This is a genomic window from Kitasatospora sp. NPDC090308, assembly GCF_044769485.1.
Classification (GTDB): Bacteria; Actinomycetota; Actinomycetes; order Streptomycetales; family Streptomycetaceae; genus Kitasatospora; species Kitasatospora fiedleri.
In genome coordinates, this window is the sequence record NZ_JBIVXY010000009.1 from 225042 (window position 1) to 241804 (window position 16763).

Consider the following 16763-nt stretch of genomic DNA (forward strand, 5'->3'; position numbering starts at 1 on the left):
TACTTGGGGGCGTGGCCGGGGGGACCCGGTCGGGAGATGGAAAGCAGCAGAAGGGCTCGAAGTGACTGAGATCGAGATCGGGCGAGGCAAGCGCGGCCGCCGGGCGTACTCCTTCGACGACATCGCCGTCGTCCCCAGCCGCCGTACGCGTGACCCGAAGGAGGTCTCGATCGCTTGGCAGATCGACGCCTACCGTTTCGAACTGCCGTTCCTGGCCGCGCCGATGGACAGCGTGGTGTCGCCGGAGCAGGCGATCGCGATCGGGCAGCTGGGCGGCCTGGGCGTGCTGAACCTGGAGGGGCTGTGGACGCGGTACGAGGACCCGCGCCCGCTGCTGGCGGAGATCGCCGCCATCCCCGACGAGGCGGTGGCGACCCGGCGCCTGCAGGAGGTGTACGCGGAGCCGATCAAGGCCGAGCTGATCAAGGAGCGGATCAAGGAGGTCCGTGACTCGGGCGTGGTGACCGCCGCGGCGCTCTCGCCGCAGCGCACCGCCGAGTTCTCCAAGGCCGTGGTGGACGCCGGGGTCGACGTGTTCGTGATCCGCGGCACCACGGTGTCGGCCGAGCACGTCTCGGGCGCGGCCGAGCCGCTCAACCTCAAGCAGTTCATCTACGAGCTCGACGTCCCGGTGATCGTCGGCGGCTGCGCCACCTACACCGCCGCGCTGCACCTGATGCGGACCGGCGCGGCCGGCGTGCTGGTCGGCTTCGGCGGCGGCGCCGCGCACACCACCCGGGGCGTGCTGGGCATCCAGGTGCCGATGGCCACCGCCGTCGCCGACGTCGCGGCCGCCCGCCGCGACTACATGGACGAGTCCGGCGGCCGGTACGTGCACGTGATCGCGGACGGCGGCGTCGGCTACAGCGGCGACATCCCCAAGGCCGTGGCCTGCGGCGCGGACGCGGTGATGATCGGCGCCGCGCTGGCCCGCGCCACCGACGCCCCCGGCCAGGGCTACCACTGGGGCATGGAGGCCGTCCACGAGGAGCTGCCGCGCGGCAAGCGGGTGCACCTGGGCACCGTCGGCACCACCGAGCAGATCCTGACCGGTCCGTCGCACACCCCCGACGGCACCATGAACCTGTTCGGCGCGCTGCGCCGGGCGATGGCCACCACCGGCTACACCGAGCTCAAGGAGTTCCAGCGGGTCGAGGTCACGGTCAACCCCGCCCGGTGACACCCCGCTGACGGACCGTCAGCAGACCGGAGGGCCCCCGCCGCAACCGGCGGGGGCCCTCCGCCGTCCTTACGCCACGGGCGCGCCGGGACGGCCGCCGGGGGCCGGGCGCGGGGGCGGGTGGCCGGGCCGGGGCCGGACAGGGGATGATGGGGGCTCCGGCCTGCGACCGCCGCCCTCGGCGGTCCGACACGCCGTCAGGTCACGGCCGGGGCACCCGCCGAGGGCCGCGACACCATGGGGAGAGCGCACCGATGACGCAGCCGCAGGAACCGACCGGCCGACTGCTGGCGGACCGCTACCGGCTCGGCGAGGTGCTCGGGCGCGGCGGCATGGGCACCGTCTGGCGGGCCGAGGACGAGATGCTGGGCCGGATCGTCGCGGTCAAGGAACTCCGGATGACCGGCACCGTCGACGAGATCGAGAAGCACCGGCTGGTCGTCCGCACCCTGCGCGAGGCCAAGGCCACCGCCCGGATCCGGCACACCTCGGCCGTCACCGTCTTCGACGTGGTCGAGGAGGACGACCGGCCGTGGATCGTGATGGAACTCGTCGCCGGCCGCTCGCTGGCCGACGTGGTCGCCGAGGACGGCCCGCTCGCCCCCGAACGGGCCGCGAGGATCGCGCTCGACCTGCTCGGGGTGCTGGGCGCCGCGCACCGCCAGGGCATCCTGCACCGGGACGTGAAGCCGTCCAACGTGCTGATCGGCGAGGACGGGCGCACCGTGCTCACCGACTTCGGCATCGCCAGCGTCGAGGGCGACACCTCCATCACCTCCACCGGCATGCTGGTCGGCGCCCCCTCCTACATCGCCCCCGAGCGGGCCCGCGGCAAGCTGCCCGGTCCGCCCTCCGACCTGTGGTCGCTGGGCGGCACGCTGTACGCGATGGTCGAGGGCGTCCCGCCGTACGACCGGGGCGACGCGCTGGCCACCCTCACCGCCGTGATGACCGAGCCGCTGCCCGAGCCGCGCAACGCCGGGCCGCTGCGGGGCGTCATCGAGGGGCTGCTGGAGAAGGACCCGGCCCGGCGGATGGACGCCGACACCGCCCGGCCGCTGCTCGAACTGATCGCCGCCGGGAAGCCGCTGCCCGAGGCCGAGACGGTGGCCGTCCCGGCGCCCCCGGCCCCCGATCCGTCCGCGGCTCCCTCCTCGTCCCCGGCCGGGTCCGGGTCCGGGTCCGGGCCGACGACGGCGACGGCGACGGCGACGGAACCGCTCCGGACGGGCGGGGCGCCGCCCGCGGGCGGGCCGTTCGGCTCGCGGCGGCGGGCGCTGCTGGCCGGGGCGGCGGTGGTCGCCGCGCTCGCGCTGATCGCGGCGCTGGTGGTGTTCTGGCCCCGGGGCGACGGGGACGGCGGGAGGGACGGCGCCGTCGCCGCCACCGCCGCGGACGGGGCCGCGGCGTCCGCGAGCCCGTCGGCGGCGGCGAGCCCGTCGGCCTCCGCGCAGGCCGCGGACCCGAGCTCCGCGCCGCCCGCCGCGGAGCCGTCGCCGCTGCCGTCGGCCGGGCAGATACCCGCCGGGTACCGGGTGTACAAGGACCCGTCCGGGTTCAGCATCGCGCTGCCCGAGTGGATGGCCGACCAGGGGCCGGACTACCGGGCCACCAGCCGCCGCTTCGAGGGCCGCGGGCTGCGACTGGTCGTCGACTGGCAGAGCCCCGCCGGGGCGAGCGCGCTGAAGGACTGGCAGGAGTCCGACCGCAACGCGAAGATGACCGACTACCGCCGGGTCAGGGTGGAGGCCGTCGCCTACCGGGACTGGACCAACGCTGCCGACTGGGAGTGGACGTACACCGGCAAGTCCGGCACCCTGCTGCACTCGCTCAACCGCGGCTTCGTCACCGGCAACGGCAAGTACGGCTACGCGATCTACTGGACCATGCCCGAGGAGGACTGGTCGGCCCCGGACGGCTCGCTGGCCCGGCGGATCTCCTTCGAGAGCTTCCAGCCCGCGCCGTAGCCGGCGCGGTGGCCGACGCCGCGGCGCGCGGCGCGCCCGGCGGGGGCGGGGTGTTCCGGGCGGGCCGGGGCCGCGGCGGGGGCGGCTCCGGGTGGGCTGACCGGGGGTGCGGCGGTGCGGGGGCGGCTCCCGGCGGGGGCGGAAAGCGCGCACCGGGCGGTGGCGGGGGCGGAGGGGAGCCGTACGCTGGCGGGACGACGGCGTGAGGAACAGACATGCGAGCGGCCCCGGGGCAACTGGTGGCCGGGCGGTACCGGGTGACGGACCGTCCGGAGGGTGAGGTCGGTGTTCTCGCGGTGGACGTCCACAGCGGGGCGCGGGTGCGGCTGTTCGGGCTGGAGCTGCCCGAACTGCTGGTGCCGGGGCACCCGGTGGGGGCGCCCGCCCCGTCGTACGGGCCGCGGCTGACCGCTCGGGTCGCGCAGGTCTCGGCGGCGGCGACGGCGCACCCGCGGCTGCTGCGGGGGCTCGCGGCGGGCCCCGAGGACGAGGTGCTGTGGGTCGCCGAGGAGGCGGTGCCCGGGGTGCCGCTGGAGCGGCTGGCGGGCAACGGCCCGGTCTCGCCGTACCGGGTGGCCGAGATCGGCGCGGACCTGGCGGGCGCGCTGCGGTCCGTGCACGAGGCCGGGCTGACGCACGGGAACCTGACGCTGCGCACGGTGCTGGTCTGCGAGGACGGCGCGGCGATGCTGGGCGGGCTGCTGCTGGGCGCCGCCGAGGAGGAGCTGTGCGCGGCGCTGGGCGGCGAGGTGCCGCGCCGGGTGTACGAGACCCGGGCGCTGATGCTCGGACCGCTCGCCGAGCGCTGGGCGATCGACGCGGGCGCCCCCGCCGACACCTGGGCGCTGGGCGTGCTGCTGTACCGGCTGCTGACCGGCCACGGCCCGTACCCGGAGGACGACCTGCCGACGCTGCTGGCGGCCGTCCGGGACGGGCGGCACCACCCGGCGGACGGCTGCGGGCCGCTGCGGCCGCTGGTCGAGCGGCTGCTGCGGCCGGACGCCGCGGCCCGGCCGGACGCGGTCGCCGTGCAGCGGGAGTTGCGCGAGCTCCTGTCGTTCGCGCCCGAACCGGGCCGGGACGGCCCGCCCGACCCGCTGCTGCCAGTGCCCCGGCCGGAGGCCGGTCCGCTGGTGCCGCACCCGCGCGGGCGGCGCCCGGCGCGGTCGACGGACCGTCAGGGCCCGGCGCGTCCGCCGCGGGTGCCGCCGAAGCTGCTCGGGCCGCTGGTGCTGGGCGGCGTGCTGGTGCTGCTGTGCGCGGCGGTCGCGGTGATCGTCGCGGTCGCGGGCTGAGAGCGGGCGGTCACCGTGCGATTCCGAGCCCGGGCCGCGATTCCCGGGGCGCGCCGGGCAGCCTAGGCTTGCCTTCGAACCGCCGGTGCGAGCCGGCACACGGTCTGCCAGGACCCCGTCCGACCGGCGGTGGGGGGAATCGAAGGGGGGGACGGTCATGGGCGCACAGGACCAGTCGACGGGCCGTCTGCTGGCCGGGCGTTACGCGCTCGGCGAGCGTCTGGGGCGCGGCGGGATGGGGACCGTCTGGCGCGCCAGGGACGAGAGGCTGGACCGGGAGGTGGCCGTCAAGGAGCTGACGGTCAGCCACCTCTCGGAGGAGGACCTGGAGATCCTCCAGTCCCGGATGAAGCGCGAGGCCCGGGCCGCCGCCCGGATCAAGCACCCGGGCGTGATCACCATCCACGACGTGCTGGAGCAGGACGGCCGGCCGTGGATCGTCATGGAGCTGGTGGACGGCCGCGCGCTGTCCGACGTGATCAGCCAGGACGGCGCCCTGACGCCCCGGGAGGCCGCCACCGTCGGCCTCCAGGTGCTGGCCGCCCTGCACCGCGGCCACCAGCTGGGGGTGCTGCACCGCGACGTCAAGCCCGCCAACGTGCTGCTGGAGCACGGCACCGGGCGGGCCGTGCTGCTCGACTTCGGCATCGCCAAGTTCGAGGGCGCGATGGACATCACCCGTCCGGGCGACCTGGTCGGCTCGCCCGACTACCTGGCCCCGGAGCGCGCCCAGGGCCAGCGCCCCGGCCCGGCCTCCGACCTGTGGGCGCTGGGCGCGACGCTGTACCACGCGGTGGAGGGCGAGTCCCCGTTCCGCCGGGACAACCCGCTCAGCACGCTCACCGCGGTGGTCGACGAGCCGCTGCCCGAACCGCGCCGGGCCGCCGGGCTCGGGCCGGTGCTGGCCGCGCTGATGGCCAAGGACCCGGCCGAGCGGCCCGGCGCCGACGAGATCGGCCGGATGCTGCGCGAGGTCGCCGACGGGCACACCGTCAGCCTCCGGGTCCCCGACCAGCCCGGGGCGTCGCGGCTGCCCACCCAGGTGGTCCCGGTCGTCGACCGGACCGCGCAGGCCGCCCCCGACCCGGCGGACGGGGCGTCCGGGGCGGGCACCGGGGCGGGCCGGACCGCGGCCCAGCCGCCCGTCCCGGACCCGGCCGCCGCTCCGGCCCAGGCGCCGGCCCCCGCCCCGGCGCCCCGGCGGCGCGGGCGGGCGCTGCTGTGGACGCTGGTCGGCGTGCTGCTGCTGGCCGGGGCCGGCGGTGGCGCGTACTACGTCCACCAGCACCGGCAGGGGACGGTCGCGGCGCCCGACCCGACCCCGTCCGGCGACAACCCGCTGACCGGCGAGAGCCCGCTGCCCAGCGGCGCGCCCGCGCCCCCCGGGTACGTCTGGAAGGACGACCCGGCCGGGTTCCGCTTCCTGCTGCCCACCAACGGGACCTGGGAGCGCAGCGAGCACGACGGCGGGCAGATCTACTACACGCCCGACAACCAGGAGCACTTCCTGCTGTTCGCGGTGTCGGTCGGCCAGGCCCTCGCCCCGAAGGACCACTTCCTGGAGATGGAGGGCTCGCTCGCCAAGAGCCTCAAGGACTACCAGCGCACCACCCTCGACACCGTCAAGATCAAGGGCCAGGAGGCGGCGGTGTGGGAGTTCGCCTTCGGCGCGAAGGACGCCCGCCGGCACGCCAAGGAGGTCGAGTTCCGGCGCGCGGACGGGACGGCGTTCATGGTGTACGTGTCGGGGCCGGAGAAGGACTGGCGCGACAGCCTGCGGCAGTTCACCACCGTGCTGAACAACTTCACGCCGACCATCTGACCGGAATCCGACACGCCGCCTTTTGGTGTTACCGGCGGGTACACAAGACGGGTTCCAGGGCCTAGGCTGCCCGCATGACGGAGAGCACGATCCAGGGCCGGCGCAACCCCGCGGCGAAGGGTGCGGCGCGCGGCGTCGCATCGGCGGTGCCGGCCGCGCTGGTGGCGCGGCTGGCCAAGGGCGTGACGGCGTCCGGCGGGAAGACCGCCGAGACGCTCGCGCCGCTGACCGGCGAGGCGCTGGCCGCGCTGCCGGTCTCCTCGGAGGCGGACGTCGAGCGGGCGTTCGACCAGGCCAGGCGGGCCCAGCCCGCCTGGGCCGCGCTGTCGGTGCGGCACCGGTCGGGCGTCCTGCTCCGCTTCCACGACCTGCTGCTCAAGCGGCAGGACGAGGTGCTGGACCTCGTCCAGGCGGAGACCGGCAAGGCCCGGCTGCACGCCTTCGAGGAGGTGATGGCCGTCGCCTCGGCGGCCCGGCACTACGGCCGCGCCGCCCGCTCCTACCTGCGCGACCGCCGCCGCGGCGGCGCCGTGCCCGGCCTGACCAGCGCCGTGGAGGCCCGCCGCCCCAAGGGCGTGGTCGGCCAGATCTCGCCGTGGAACTACCCGCTGGAGCTGTCGGTCGGCGACGCGCTGCCCGCCCTGGTCGCCGGCAACGCGGTGGTCAACAAGCCGGACACCCAGACCGCGCTGACCGCCCTGTGGGCCCGCGAGCTGTTCGTCGAGGCCGGACTGCCCCCGCAGGTCTGGCAGATCGTGCTCGGCGACGGCCCCGTGGTCGGCCCGCAGGTGGTCGAGCGCGCCGACTACGTCGCCTTCACCGGCTCCACCCGCACCGGCCGCGACGTCGCCCGGCGGGCCGCCGAGCGGCTGGTCGGCGCCTCGCTGGAACTCGGCGGCAAGAACGCCATGCTGGTGCTCGCCGACGCCGACCTGGACCGGGCCGCCGCCGGCGCCGTCCGGGCCTGCTTCTCCTCGGCCGGACAGCTGTGCATCTCCATCGAACGGCTCTTCGTGCACCGCTCGGTCGCCGACGCCTTCCTGGCGAAGTTCGCCGAGAGGACCGCCGCGCTGCGGCTGGGCGGCGGCCTCGCCTACGGCGCCGACATGGGCTCGCTGGTCTCCGCCCGCCAGCTGGAGACCGTCACCCGGCACGTCGAGGAGGCCGTCAAGGCCGGCGCGGAGGTGCTGGCCGGCGGGCAGGCCCGGCCCGACCTGGGCCCGCTGTTCTACGAGCCCACCATCCTGGACGGCGTCACCCCCGAGATGGCGGTCTGCGCCGAGGAGACCTTCGGCCCGGTCGTCTCGGTCTACCGCTTCGACACCGAGGACGAGGCCGTCGCCGCCGCCAACGCCACCCCCTACGGCCTCAACTCCAGCGTCTGGACCAGGGACACCGGCCGCGGCCGCCGGGTCGCCGCCCGGCTGCGCACCGGCACCGTCAACGTCAACGAGGCGTACGCCGCCGCGTACGGCTCGGTGGCCTCGCCGATGGGCGGCATGGGCGACTCCGGACTGGGCCGGCGGCACGGCGCCGAGGGCATCCTGCGCTACACCGAGGCGCAGACCGTCGCCGTGCAGCGACTGCTGCCGATCGGCCCGTCGCTGGGCATGGACGACCGGAAGTTCGCCGAGTTCTTCACCACCGGCCTGAAGGTCATGAAGGCCCTCCGGCTGAAGTAGCAATCCGAGGAGGAGGCAGCAGTGTCCTACGACTACGACGTCGTGGTGGTCGGTTCGGGCTTCGGCGGTTCGGTCGCGGCACTGCGGCTGACCGAGAAGGGCTACAAGGTCGCCGTCCTGGAGGCCGGGCGCAGGTTCCGCCGCGAGGAACTGCCCAGCACCTCCTGGAACCTGCGCGACTACCTGTGGGCACCCGCCCTCGGCCGCTACGGCATCCAGCGCATCCACCTGCTGCGCAACGTGCTGATCCTGGCCGGGGCGGGCGTCGGCGGCGGCTCGCTGAACTACGCCAACACCCTGTACGTCCCGCCGAAGGCGTTCTTCGAGGACCGGCAGTGGCGGCACATCACCGACTGGCAGGCCGAGCTCGCCCCGTTCTACGACCAGGCGCAGCGGATGCTCGGCGTCCGGCTCAACCCGACGATGACCCCCTCCGACGTGCACCTGAAGGCCGCCGCCGAGGCGATGGGCTGCGGCGACACCTTCCACCTGGCGCCCGTCGGGGTGTTCTTCGGCGACGGGCAGGACGGCACCGGCGAGGCCGAGGCCGCCCCCGGCGGCGAGGTCGACGACCCGTACTTCGGCGGCGCCGGGCCCAGGCGCAGGGCGTGCACCGAGTGCGGGGAGTGCATGACCGGCTGCCGGCACGGCGCCAAGAACACCCTCACCGAGAACTACCTGTACCTGGCCGAACGGGCCGGCGCCGAGATCCTGCCGATGACCACCGTCCGGCGGCTGCGCCCGCACGGCGAGGGCTACGCGGTCGACGTGCTGCCCACCGACGCCCGCACCCGGCGGGCCCGGAAGGCCGGGGCGCGCACCGTCACCGCCGAGCGGGTCGTGGTCGCGGCCGGCACCTACGGCACCCAGACCCTGCTGCACCGGATGCGCGAGGGCGGCCTGCTGCCCCGGATCTCCGCCCGGCTCGGCCACCTCACCCGCACCAACTCCGAGGCCCTGGTGGGCGCGCAGACCTCCACCCGGCGCTACGGGGAGCGCCCCGACTTCACCCGCGGCGTGGCCATCACCTCCTCGGTGCACCCCGACGCCAACACCCACATCGAGCCGGTCCGCTACGGGCGGGGCTCCAACGCGATGGGCGCGCTCTCCGTCCAGCAGGTCAGCGGCGCCGGGCGCGGGCCGCGCTGGCTGCGCTACCTGGGCGCCGCCGCCCGGCACCCGTGGATCTTCGCCCAGTCGATGAACCAGCACCGCTGGTCGGAGAAGACCATCATCGGCCTGGTCATGCAGTCCCTGGACAACTCGCTGACGGTCTCCCTGAAGAACGGCAGACTGACCTCCCGCCAGGGCCACGGCGCCCCCAACCCGAGCTGGATCCCGGCCGCCGAGGAGGGCGCCCGGGCGCTGGCCGCCTCCATCAACGGCTTCCCCGGCTCCACCGCCGGCGAGATCTTCGACATCCCGCTGACCGCGCACTTCCTCGGCGGCTGCCCGATCGGCGACAGCGCCGACACCGGCGTCGTCGACCCCTACCACCGGCTGTACGGGCACCCCGGGATCAGCGTGGTCGACGGCTCCGCGGTCTCCGCCAACCTGGGCGTCAACCCCTCGCTGACCATCACCGCGCAGGCCGAGCGCGCCATGTCGATGTGGCCCAACCGCGGCGAGGCCGACCCGCGCCCCGAGCCGGGCGCCGCCTACCGCCCCGTCCCGCCGGTCGAACCGCGCCGACCCGCCGTCCCGGCCGGGGCGTTCGGCGCGCTGCGCCTGCCGCTGCTGCCCGTCCCGAAGGTGCCCGCCCGGGCCCCGGAAGGAGATTGACATCCCTTTACCCACGGTGGGATAAACGGGCCCTCGACGTACGAACCGCCCGGGGGGACCCACCATGCCCATCTGCCTGTCCTGCGGCGCGGCCTCGGTCGGCGCCGCGGCGACCTGCGCCAACTGCGGGGGGCAGCTCGCCGCGCCCGCGATCGGCGAGGTCGTCGAGGACACCGGCACCGGCCCGGCCGGCCCCTCCCCGTGGGGCGCCGGCCGGGTGCACCACGGCCGGGACCTGCCGCTGCCCTCCCGCGGCTGGCTCACCGCCGGCCGGGTGCTGCTCGCGCCGACCGGGCTGCTGGTGCTGGCCGCCGTGATCGGCGCGGGCAGCGGGGACGGCGACGGCTCGCCGCTGTTCGAGAGCTCCTGGTCGGCCGAGGGCTTCCAGGCCTGGCTGGCCCTGGTCCTCACCGCGTTCGGCGCGCCGGTGCGGCTGGTCATGAGCGCCACCGGCCCGCGGGCCGACGGCCCGGCGTCCAGCCTGTCCAGCTCCAGCCACCTGGTGATGTACCTGGTCACGCTGGGGTGGCTGCTGGCGCTCTGGCTCGGCCTGCGGGTCTCCGCCCGGGCCCGCCGCCGGGACGGCGCCGCCGAGCCGACCGGGCCCGCCGCCGGGCTCCAGGCGCTGCGCACCGGCGTGCTGTCCGCGCTCGTCGCGCTGCTGCTGGGCTGGCTGGCCGGGTACGACACGGACGCCGCCGCCACCCCGTCGCTGCGGATCGAGACCGGACCGGAGCTGCTGCCGCTCACCGCCTCCGCGGGCCTGGCCGCGGCCGTCCTGGTGCTGGCCGTGGACGGCGCGGCGGCGCTGCGGGCCGAGGCCGCCCGGCGCGGCTGGCTGGGCAGCCTGCTGCTCGCCTGGCAGCACGCCTTCCGGGTGCTGGGCGGCCTGCTGGCGCTGCTCACCGCGGTCGCCCTGGTGGCGCAGCTGGTCTCCGACGACGTGTTCCCGGACAGCGCCTCGCTGGGGCTGGTCACCAACAACGGCCTGCTGCTGTTCGGCGTCGGCGGCGGCGCGACCCTGCTGACGGCCGACTCCTCCGGGCTCGGCCACCGGACGACGTCGCTGTTCGACCCGGACGGCCACGGCGGCGGCTGGTGGTTCGCGGTGCTCCTGCCGCTGGCCGCCGCGCTGGCGCTCGGCTGGTCCGCGCACCGGGGCCGGCTGGCCCAGCGCGACCGGGCCGTGCTGGCGGGTCTGTACGCGGTGCTCACCGGCGCGCTGCTGCTCGGCACCTCGATCTGGAGCACCCTGGGCGGGAAGCGCGACGAGGTCGCCGGGATCGTCCTCGACAGCCGGGACACCCTCGGCTGGTCGCTGCCCTCGGTGCTGGTCTCCGCCCTCGCCTGGGGCGCGGTCGGCGCGCTGCTGGTGCCCGCGGTGCTCGACGCGGTGCGCCGCACCCCCGCGCCGCTCGTCCCGGCCCCGCCGCACCCGGCGGCCGGGCCGACCGTGCCGCCGGTGCCCGCCGGGCCGCCGGTACTCCCGGTGCTGCCCGCGCAGGCGGGTGCCGACCGGTTCGGCGCGGTGCCGCACGGGTCGGTCGAGCTGGTGTCCGACGAGCTGCCGGCCCCCGCCGCGCCGGCCCCCGCACCCACCGCCGCCGGGTCCGACCCGCACGCCGACCCGCACGCCGCGTACCGGCGCCCGGACACCGCCCGCTGAGACCGAGACCGAGGCCGAGACCGAGGCCGACGCCGGGCCCGAGGCCGAGGCCGGGCCCGGGTCCGGCTCCGGACAGGCCAAAGGGCCCCGCGGGGGAACGGGGCCCTTTGTCGCAGCACTCGGCGTCAGGGCCGCGCCGGTGCTGGGTCGACGGCGCCGGGGGAGGAGCGCCGTCTCGGAAGGATGGTCACGGACACGCGCCGGGGCCGGATGGGCCTCACGGAGCGTGAGAGGGGAGCCGTCCGGGGGACGGGCTCTCCACGGCCGGGGATGTACGGTGAGCCCCCGCCTCCCAGCAATCGTCGTGGACGAGTGCCTTGCCGTGCAACCGATTCGACGTAACTGGCGGGGTGGACGGAACAGGACACGGCGCACGGCGGCGCCGGGCCCGACCGCCCGGAGTGATCACTGTGCGTGAGGAGCGCTTGCGGGGCGTACCGGGGCGTACGCCGGGGCGGGCGGCTGACTGAGGTGTGGCGGTCGGCACCGGTACCGGCCGCCACACCCCGGGTCCGCCCGGTCGCGGACGGGTTCGCTGTCCCCTGCTGACCCGACCGCGGCACCGGGGCGCGGTCCCACGGCGGGCCCGTGCCCGCCACGCGCACCCGGTGGACCGGAGATGATCCACGCGTGGTTCCGCCGCACGGTGCCGCCCGCACCTGGAGGGCGCCGACGTCTCGTGCGGTCTCCCGGTGCAACGATTCGCCCGCCCGCCCGGTCACGGGCGGGCGGGCGGGCAGTCGGGTGAAAGCGTCCCGGTAGACTCGGTGGTGACACCCCCTTGTACCGCCGCCGGAAGGCCGTCTGTGTCCGCTGATTCCCCCGTCCAGTCCGCACCCGAGAACGACACCGTCCTGGTCGTCGACTTCGGTGCCCAGTACGCCCAGCTCATCGCCCGTCGGGTGCGTGAGGCGCGGGTCTACAGCGAGATCGTGCCGAGCACCATGCCGGTCGCCGAGATGCTCGCCAGGAACCCGAAGGCGATCATCCTCTCCGGCGGTCCGTCGTCGGTCTACGAGGAGGGCGCCCCGCAGCTCGACCGCGCGCTCTTCGAGGCCGGGGTGCCGGTCTTCGGCATGTGCTACGGCTTCCAGCTGATGGCCAAGACGCTCGGCGGCACCGTCGACAACAGCGGCGCCCGCGAGTACGGCCGCACCCCGCTGACCGTCTCCCGCCCCGGCTCCACGCTGTTCGAGGGCACCCCCGCGCAGCAGTCGGTGTGGATGTCGCACGGCGACGCCTGCTCGGCCGCGCCCGAGGGCTTCACCGTCACCGCCTCCACCGACGTGGTGCCGGTCGCCGCCTTCGAGAACGACGACCTCAAGCTGTACGGCGTGCAGTACCACCCCGAGGTGATGCACTCCGAGCACGGCCAGCAGGTGCTGGAGCACTTCCTGTACCGCGGCGCGGGCATCGCCCCGAACTGGACCACCACCAACGTGGTCGAGGAGCAGGTCGCGCTGATCCGCGAGCAGGTCGGCGACAAGCGCGCCATCTGCGGCCTGTCCGGCGGCGTGGACTCCGCGGTCGCCGCCGCCCTGGTGCAGCGCGCCATCGGCGACCGGCTGACCTGCGTGTACGTCGACCACGGCCTGATGCGCAAGGGCGAGACCGAGCAGGTCGAGAAGGACTTCGTCGCGGCCACCGGCGTCAAGCTGGTCGTGGTCGACGCCGAGGAGCGCTTCCTGACCGCGCTGGCGGGCGTCTCCGACCCCGAGCAGAAGCGCAAGATCATCGGCCGCGAGTTCATCCGGGTCTTCGAGCAGGCCCAGGCCGACATCATCGCCGACGAGGGCCCGGCCGTGGAGTTCCTGGTCCAGGGCACCCTGTACCCGGACGTGGTGGAGTCCGGCGGCGGCACCGGCACCGCCAACATCAAGTCCCACCACAACGTCGGCGGCCTCCCCGAGGACCTCGAGTTCCAGCTCGTCGAGCCGCTGCGCAAGCTGTTCAAGGACGAGGTCCGGATGGTCGGCCAGGAGCTCGGCCTGCCCGCCGAGATCGTCCAGCGCCAGCCGTTCCCCGGCCCCGGCCTGGGCATCCGGATCGTCGGCGAGGTCACCCGGGAGCGCCTGGACCTGCTCCGCGACGCCGACGCCATCGCCCGCGAGGAGCTCACCCTGGCCGGCCTGGACGCCGCGATCTGGCAGTGCCCGGTCGTCCTGCTGGCCGACGTCCGCTCGGTCGGCGTCCAGGGCGACGGCCGCACCTACGGCCACCCGATCGTGCTGCGCCCGGTCTCCTCCGAGGACGCCATGACCGCGGACTGGTCCCGCCTGCCCTACGAGGTGCTGGCGAAGATCTCCACCCGGATCACCAACGAGGTCAAGGACGTGAACCGGGTCGTCCTGGACGTCACCTCCAAGCCGCCGGGCACCATCGAGTGGGAGTGATCCCACCGGCAACCGTGTGACCGCGCCGCCGCTCCCCGCGCCAGGGGAGTGGCGGCGCGGCCGTGTGCGGGGGGCAGCGGGCACAATCGGACCCGACACCTGTCGGCGGGCGGCGGGCGGCGAGCGAGAGGGCGGCGGCGATGGCGACCGGGACGGGCGGCACGGCGGGCACCAGGATCACCGAGTGGAAGGCACGGGGCTCGCGCTTCGCGCTGCTGCCGCTGCGGCTGTTCCTGGGGGTGACCTTCGTCTACGCGGCCTTCGACAAGCTCTCCGACGCGCACTACCTGGCCGGCGCCGGCGACCCGGCCTCCTTCTACGCCCAGACCCGGGCGGCCGAGGGGAGCAGCCCGATCGGCTGGGCGCTGGGCCCCGCGCTGCACGCGCCGACCCTGTTCGGCCTGCTGATCGCCTTCGGCGAGCTGGCCGTCGGCCTGGGCACCCTGTTCGGCCTGTGGGGCCGGGTCGCCGCGCTCGGCGGCGCGCTGCTGTCCGCCACGCTCTGGCTGACCGTCAGCTTCCACACCACCCCCTACTACCTGGGCAACGACCTGGCCTACCTGCTGGCCTGGACGCCGCTGCTGCTGGCCGGCACCCCCCACCTGTCGGTCGACGGCTACCTGGCCGACCGGGCCGCCCGCGACCGGGCCCGCGGCCTCGCCGAGGACGCGGTGCGCCGCCGCGCCCTGCTGGACGGCGGCATCGCGGCCGTCGCGCTCGGCGGCGCCGGGCTGCTCTCCGGCTCGCTCACCGCCGGTTTCGGCCGGGACGAGACCCCCGCCGCGGCGAGCGCCGGCGCCACCAGCCCCGTCCCGCAGGCCGGGCCCGCGGTGCCCGCCGCGCAGGTCCCGGTCGGCGGCTCCGCCACCGTCAAGGACCCGGCCAGCGGCGACGCCGTCTACGTCGTCCAGCCCGCCGCCGGGCGGTACGCCGGCCTGTCCTCGGTGTGCACCCACTCCGGCTGCACGGTCAACCCGCCCAAGGACGGCAAGCTGTACTGCCCCTGCCACGGCTCCACCTTCGACGCCGCCACCGGCGCGGTGATCACCGGCCCGGCCGTGAAGCCGCTGCCCGGGTACACCGTCACCAGGAACGGCGACCAGCTGGAGCTGGGCCCGCAGCAGTCCTGACCTACTCCAGGGTGCGGTCGTCGTCGCGGGCGCCGCCCCGGCCGTGCCGGGAGGCGGCCACCAGGGCGCCGGCCAGGCCGCCCGCGCCGAGCACGATGCACGCCAGCGGCAGCACGAAGCGGCCGTTCACCTCGCGCCCGTTCAGCGAGGCCACCAGGTAGAGCACCGCCAGCGCGGTGAACAGCCCGCCCGCGACCAGCGCGTACAGGTCGAACCGGTGCTTCCTCATCACCGCACCACCTCGATGTCGCCGGCGCCCACCGTCACCGTCAGCTCCAGTGCCCCCCTGGACGGCTGTCCGTCCGGGACCTCGATCACCACGTCCTCGTGGGTGAACGGGCCGTCGAAGCTCTGCCCGTCCGGCAGCCGGACGTCGCCCACGCCGTCGCGCAGCTTCAGCCGCAGCTCCACCCCGGCGGGCACGGTCACCCGGGCGCTGCCCGCGCCGACCCGCAGCTCGGTGGCGAGGGTGCCGCCCCGGGGGTCGAGCGCCGACAGGTCGAGCCGGGCGTGGCCGGCCCCCAGCGTGTAGCGCGCGGGCAGGTCGGCCGCGGTGGCCGTCCAGGCGCGGTCGCCGGTGGAGTCCGCGACCGTCGCCGAGGTGCCGGCCGCCAGGACCAGGCCCGCGGTCAGCAGCAGCGACAGGAAGGTCAGCCCGCGGGTGCGCCCCCAGCGGGCGCTGAGCAGCATGGCCAGGCCCAGCGGCAGCAGCGCCACCGCCAGCACCGTCGACCAGCGGTGCGCGCCGTGGTCGTCGGCCGCCACCGCCCAGGACGCGCCGACCGCCACCAGCACCGCCGACGCCCCCAGCACCGGGGTGCCGCGCTCGGCCCGGCGGCGGGCCCGCCACTCGTGGTGCGCCCGGTGCCGCTCCCTCGCCTGCCGGTGCGCCTCGTGGCGCCGGCCGGCCCGCTCCTCGAAGTCGGCCGTCCGGCGGTCCGTCCGGTCCCGGTGCGCGTCCTCGCGCGGCTCCTTGCGCAGCGGGTCGCCCTCCGGCAGGTCGGTGCGCTGCCACCACGGCCGGGCGGGCGTCCCGTACGGCGGGGTGGCCCCGCCGTACGGGTCGCGCTCCGGGTGCCGCGGGTCCCACAGGTAGCCGGACGGGCCGACCGGCGGGGTGTCCCCGTACTCCGCGCCGCCCGCCCCGTGGTGCTCCGCGTGCCGGGCCCGGAGCCGCTCCTGGAGCTCCGCGCCGCGGACCTTCCACTCGGCCCGCAGGTCCCGGCCGACCGACTCGCTCCAGGTCTTCCAGTCGGCGAACGGGCCGGAGTCCTCCAGCCGGTCCCGCGGGCCGGTGCTCCCGGCCGGGGCCGGGCCGTCGCCGCCGCCCTCGAAGCGCCGCCGCCGCTCCGGGTCGTAGCGCAGCGCCAGGAAGACCAGCGCGGCGAGCAGCAGCAGCGGGAAGAGCTGGCCGCCGTCGCCCATCGAGGAGAAGAACACCCCGGTGCCGATCACCGTCACCAGCACCGCGCCCACCGACTGGCCGTCGACCCGGCCGGTCAGCACCCGCTGCAGCTCGGTGCGGCCGCCCTCGCCGTCCGCGGCCTCCCGCGGCACCACCAGCCAGGCCAGGCCGTACAGGAACAGCCCGAGCCCGCCGGTCAGGCCGAGCACCGCGATCACCACCCGGAACACCACCGGGTCGATGTCCAGGTAGCGGCCGAGGCCGCCGCACACCCCCGCCACCACCCGGTGCCGGGAGGAGCGGGTGAGTGCCGGCCGGCCCTCGGCGGGGGCGGCCGGCGGTTCCTCCGGGATCTGGTCGTCCGTCATGTCCCCATCCTCCCGGGCCGCCGGGCCCCGCCCAACCGTCCGGGGCCCGGGGCCGACCCTGAACTGTCCCTGA

Annotated in this window: 11 protein-coding genes; 9 read left to right on the forward strand and 2 right to left on the reverse strand. The window is 76.0% G+C overall.

The window, feature by feature from the left end; translation table 11 throughout:
- Window positions 1-61 precede the first annotated feature (61 nt).
- The 9 genes from ACIQVD_RS22060 (at window position 62) to ACIQVD_RS22100 (ending at window position 14917) form a co-directional block, all read left to right on the forward strand.
- A complete protein-coding gene (locus tag ACIQVD_RS22060; RefSeq protein ID WP_100837866.1) occupies window positions 62-1180 on the forward strand; it encodes a GuaB3 family IMP dehydrogenase-related protein in 1119 nt (372 codons plus the stop codon).
- A gap of 254 nt (window positions 1181-1434) precedes the next feature.
- Window positions 1435-3147 (forward strand): serine/threonine-protein kinase, encoded by a 1713-nt coding sequence (locus ACIQVD_RS22065; protein WP_402291238.1) that lies wholly within the window; start codon window positions 1435-1437, stop codon window positions 3145-3147.
- A 215-nt stretch (window positions 3148-3362) separates the two neighbouring features.
- Window positions 3363-4442 (forward strand): protein kinase, encoded by a 1080-nt coding sequence (locus ACIQVD_RS22070; RefSeq protein WP_400687229.1) that lies wholly within the window; start codon window positions 3363-3365, stop codon window positions 4440-4442.
- Window positions 4443-4599: 157 nt separating this feature from the next.
- Window positions 4600-6264, forward strand: a complete 1665-nt coding sequence (locus tag ACIQVD_RS22075; RefSeq protein WP_402291240.1) for a serine/threonine-protein kinase — start codon at window positions 4600-4602, stop codon at window positions 6262-6264.
- Window positions 6265-6338: 74 nt separating this feature from the next.
- Window positions 6339-7946, forward strand: a complete 1608-nt coding sequence (locus ACIQVD_RS22080; protein WP_402291242.1) for a succinic semialdehyde dehydrogenase — start codon at window positions 6339-6341, stop codon at window positions 7944-7946.
- Between the two features lie 21 nt (window positions 7947-7967).
- A complete protein-coding gene (locus tag ACIQVD_RS22085; RefSeq protein ID WP_400687223.1) occupies window positions 7968-9728 on the forward strand; it encodes a GMC oxidoreductase in 1761 nt (586 codons plus the stop codon).
- Between the two features lie 64 nt (window positions 9729-9792).
- Entirely contained in the window at window positions 9793-11394 is a 1602-nt protein-coding gene (locus ACIQVD_RS22090) for a hypothetical protein (protein ID WP_402291244.1), read from the forward strand.
- Window positions 11395-12200: 806 nt separating this feature from the next.
- Window positions 12201-13787 (forward strand): glutamine-hydrolyzing GMP synthase, encoded by a 1587-nt coding sequence (gene guaA, locus ACIQVD_RS22095; RefSeq protein WP_400687219.1) that lies wholly within the window; start codon window positions 12201-12203, stop codon window positions 13785-13787.
- Between the two features lie 140 nt (window positions 13788-13927).
- Entirely contained in the window at window positions 13928-14917 is a 990-nt protein-coding gene (locus ACIQVD_RS22100; RefSeq protein WP_400687217.1) for a Rieske 2Fe-2S domain-containing protein, read from the forward strand.
- A gap of 1 nt (window position 14918) precedes the next feature.
- On the opposite strand, the gene ACIQVD_RS22105 is transcribed toward ACIQVD_RS22100, so the two are convergent.
- Window positions 14919-15146 (reverse strand): hypothetical protein, encoded by a 228-nt coding sequence (locus ACIQVD_RS22105; protein ID WP_400687215.1) that lies wholly within the window; start codon window positions 15144-15146, stop codon window positions 14919-14921.
- Complete coding sequence (locus ACIQVD_RS22110; protein ID WP_402291247.1) at window positions 15146-16690, reverse strand: PspC domain-containing protein; 1545 nt, start codon at window positions 16688-16690, stop codon at window positions 15146-15148. The genes ACIQVD_RS22105 and ACIQVD_RS22110 overlap by 1 nt, the downstream gene beginning before the upstream one ends.
- Between the last annotated feature and the right edge of the window lie 73 nt (window positions 16691-16763).

Coding starts and splice junctions, on each gene's coding strand:
- ACIQVD_RS22070 (WP_400687229.1), top strand. CDS start 3,363: ATGCGAGCGGCCCCGGGGCAACTGGTGGCCGGGCGGTACCGGGTGACG.
- ACIQVD_RS22080 (WP_402291242.1), top strand. CDS start 6,339: ATGACGGAGAGCACGATCCAGGGCCGGCGCAACCCCGCGGCGAAGGGT.
- ACIQVD_RS22100 (WP_400687217.1), top strand. CDS start 13,928: ATGGCGACCGGGACGGGCGGCACGGCGGGCACCAGGATCACCGAGTGG.
- ACIQVD_RS22110 (WP_402291247.1), bottom strand. CDS start 16,690: ATGACGGACGACCAGATCCCGGAGGAACCGCCGGCCGCCCCCGCCGAG.
- ACIQVD_RS22075 (WP_402291240.1), top strand. CDS start 4,600: ATGGGCGCACAGGACCAGTCGACGGGCCGTCTGCTGGCCGGGCGTTAC.
- ACIQVD_RS22065 (WP_402291238.1), top strand. CDS start 1,435: ATGACGCAGCCGCAGGAACCGACCGGCCGACTGCTGGCGGACCGCTAC.
- ACIQVD_RS22090 (WP_402291244.1), top strand. CDS start 9,793: ATGCCCATCTGCCTGTCCTGCGGCGCGGCCTCGGTCGGCGCCGCGGCG.
- ACIQVD_RS22105 (WP_400687215.1), bottom strand. CDS start 15,146: ATGAGGAAGCACCGGTTCGACCTGTACGCGCTGGTCGCGGGCGGGCTG.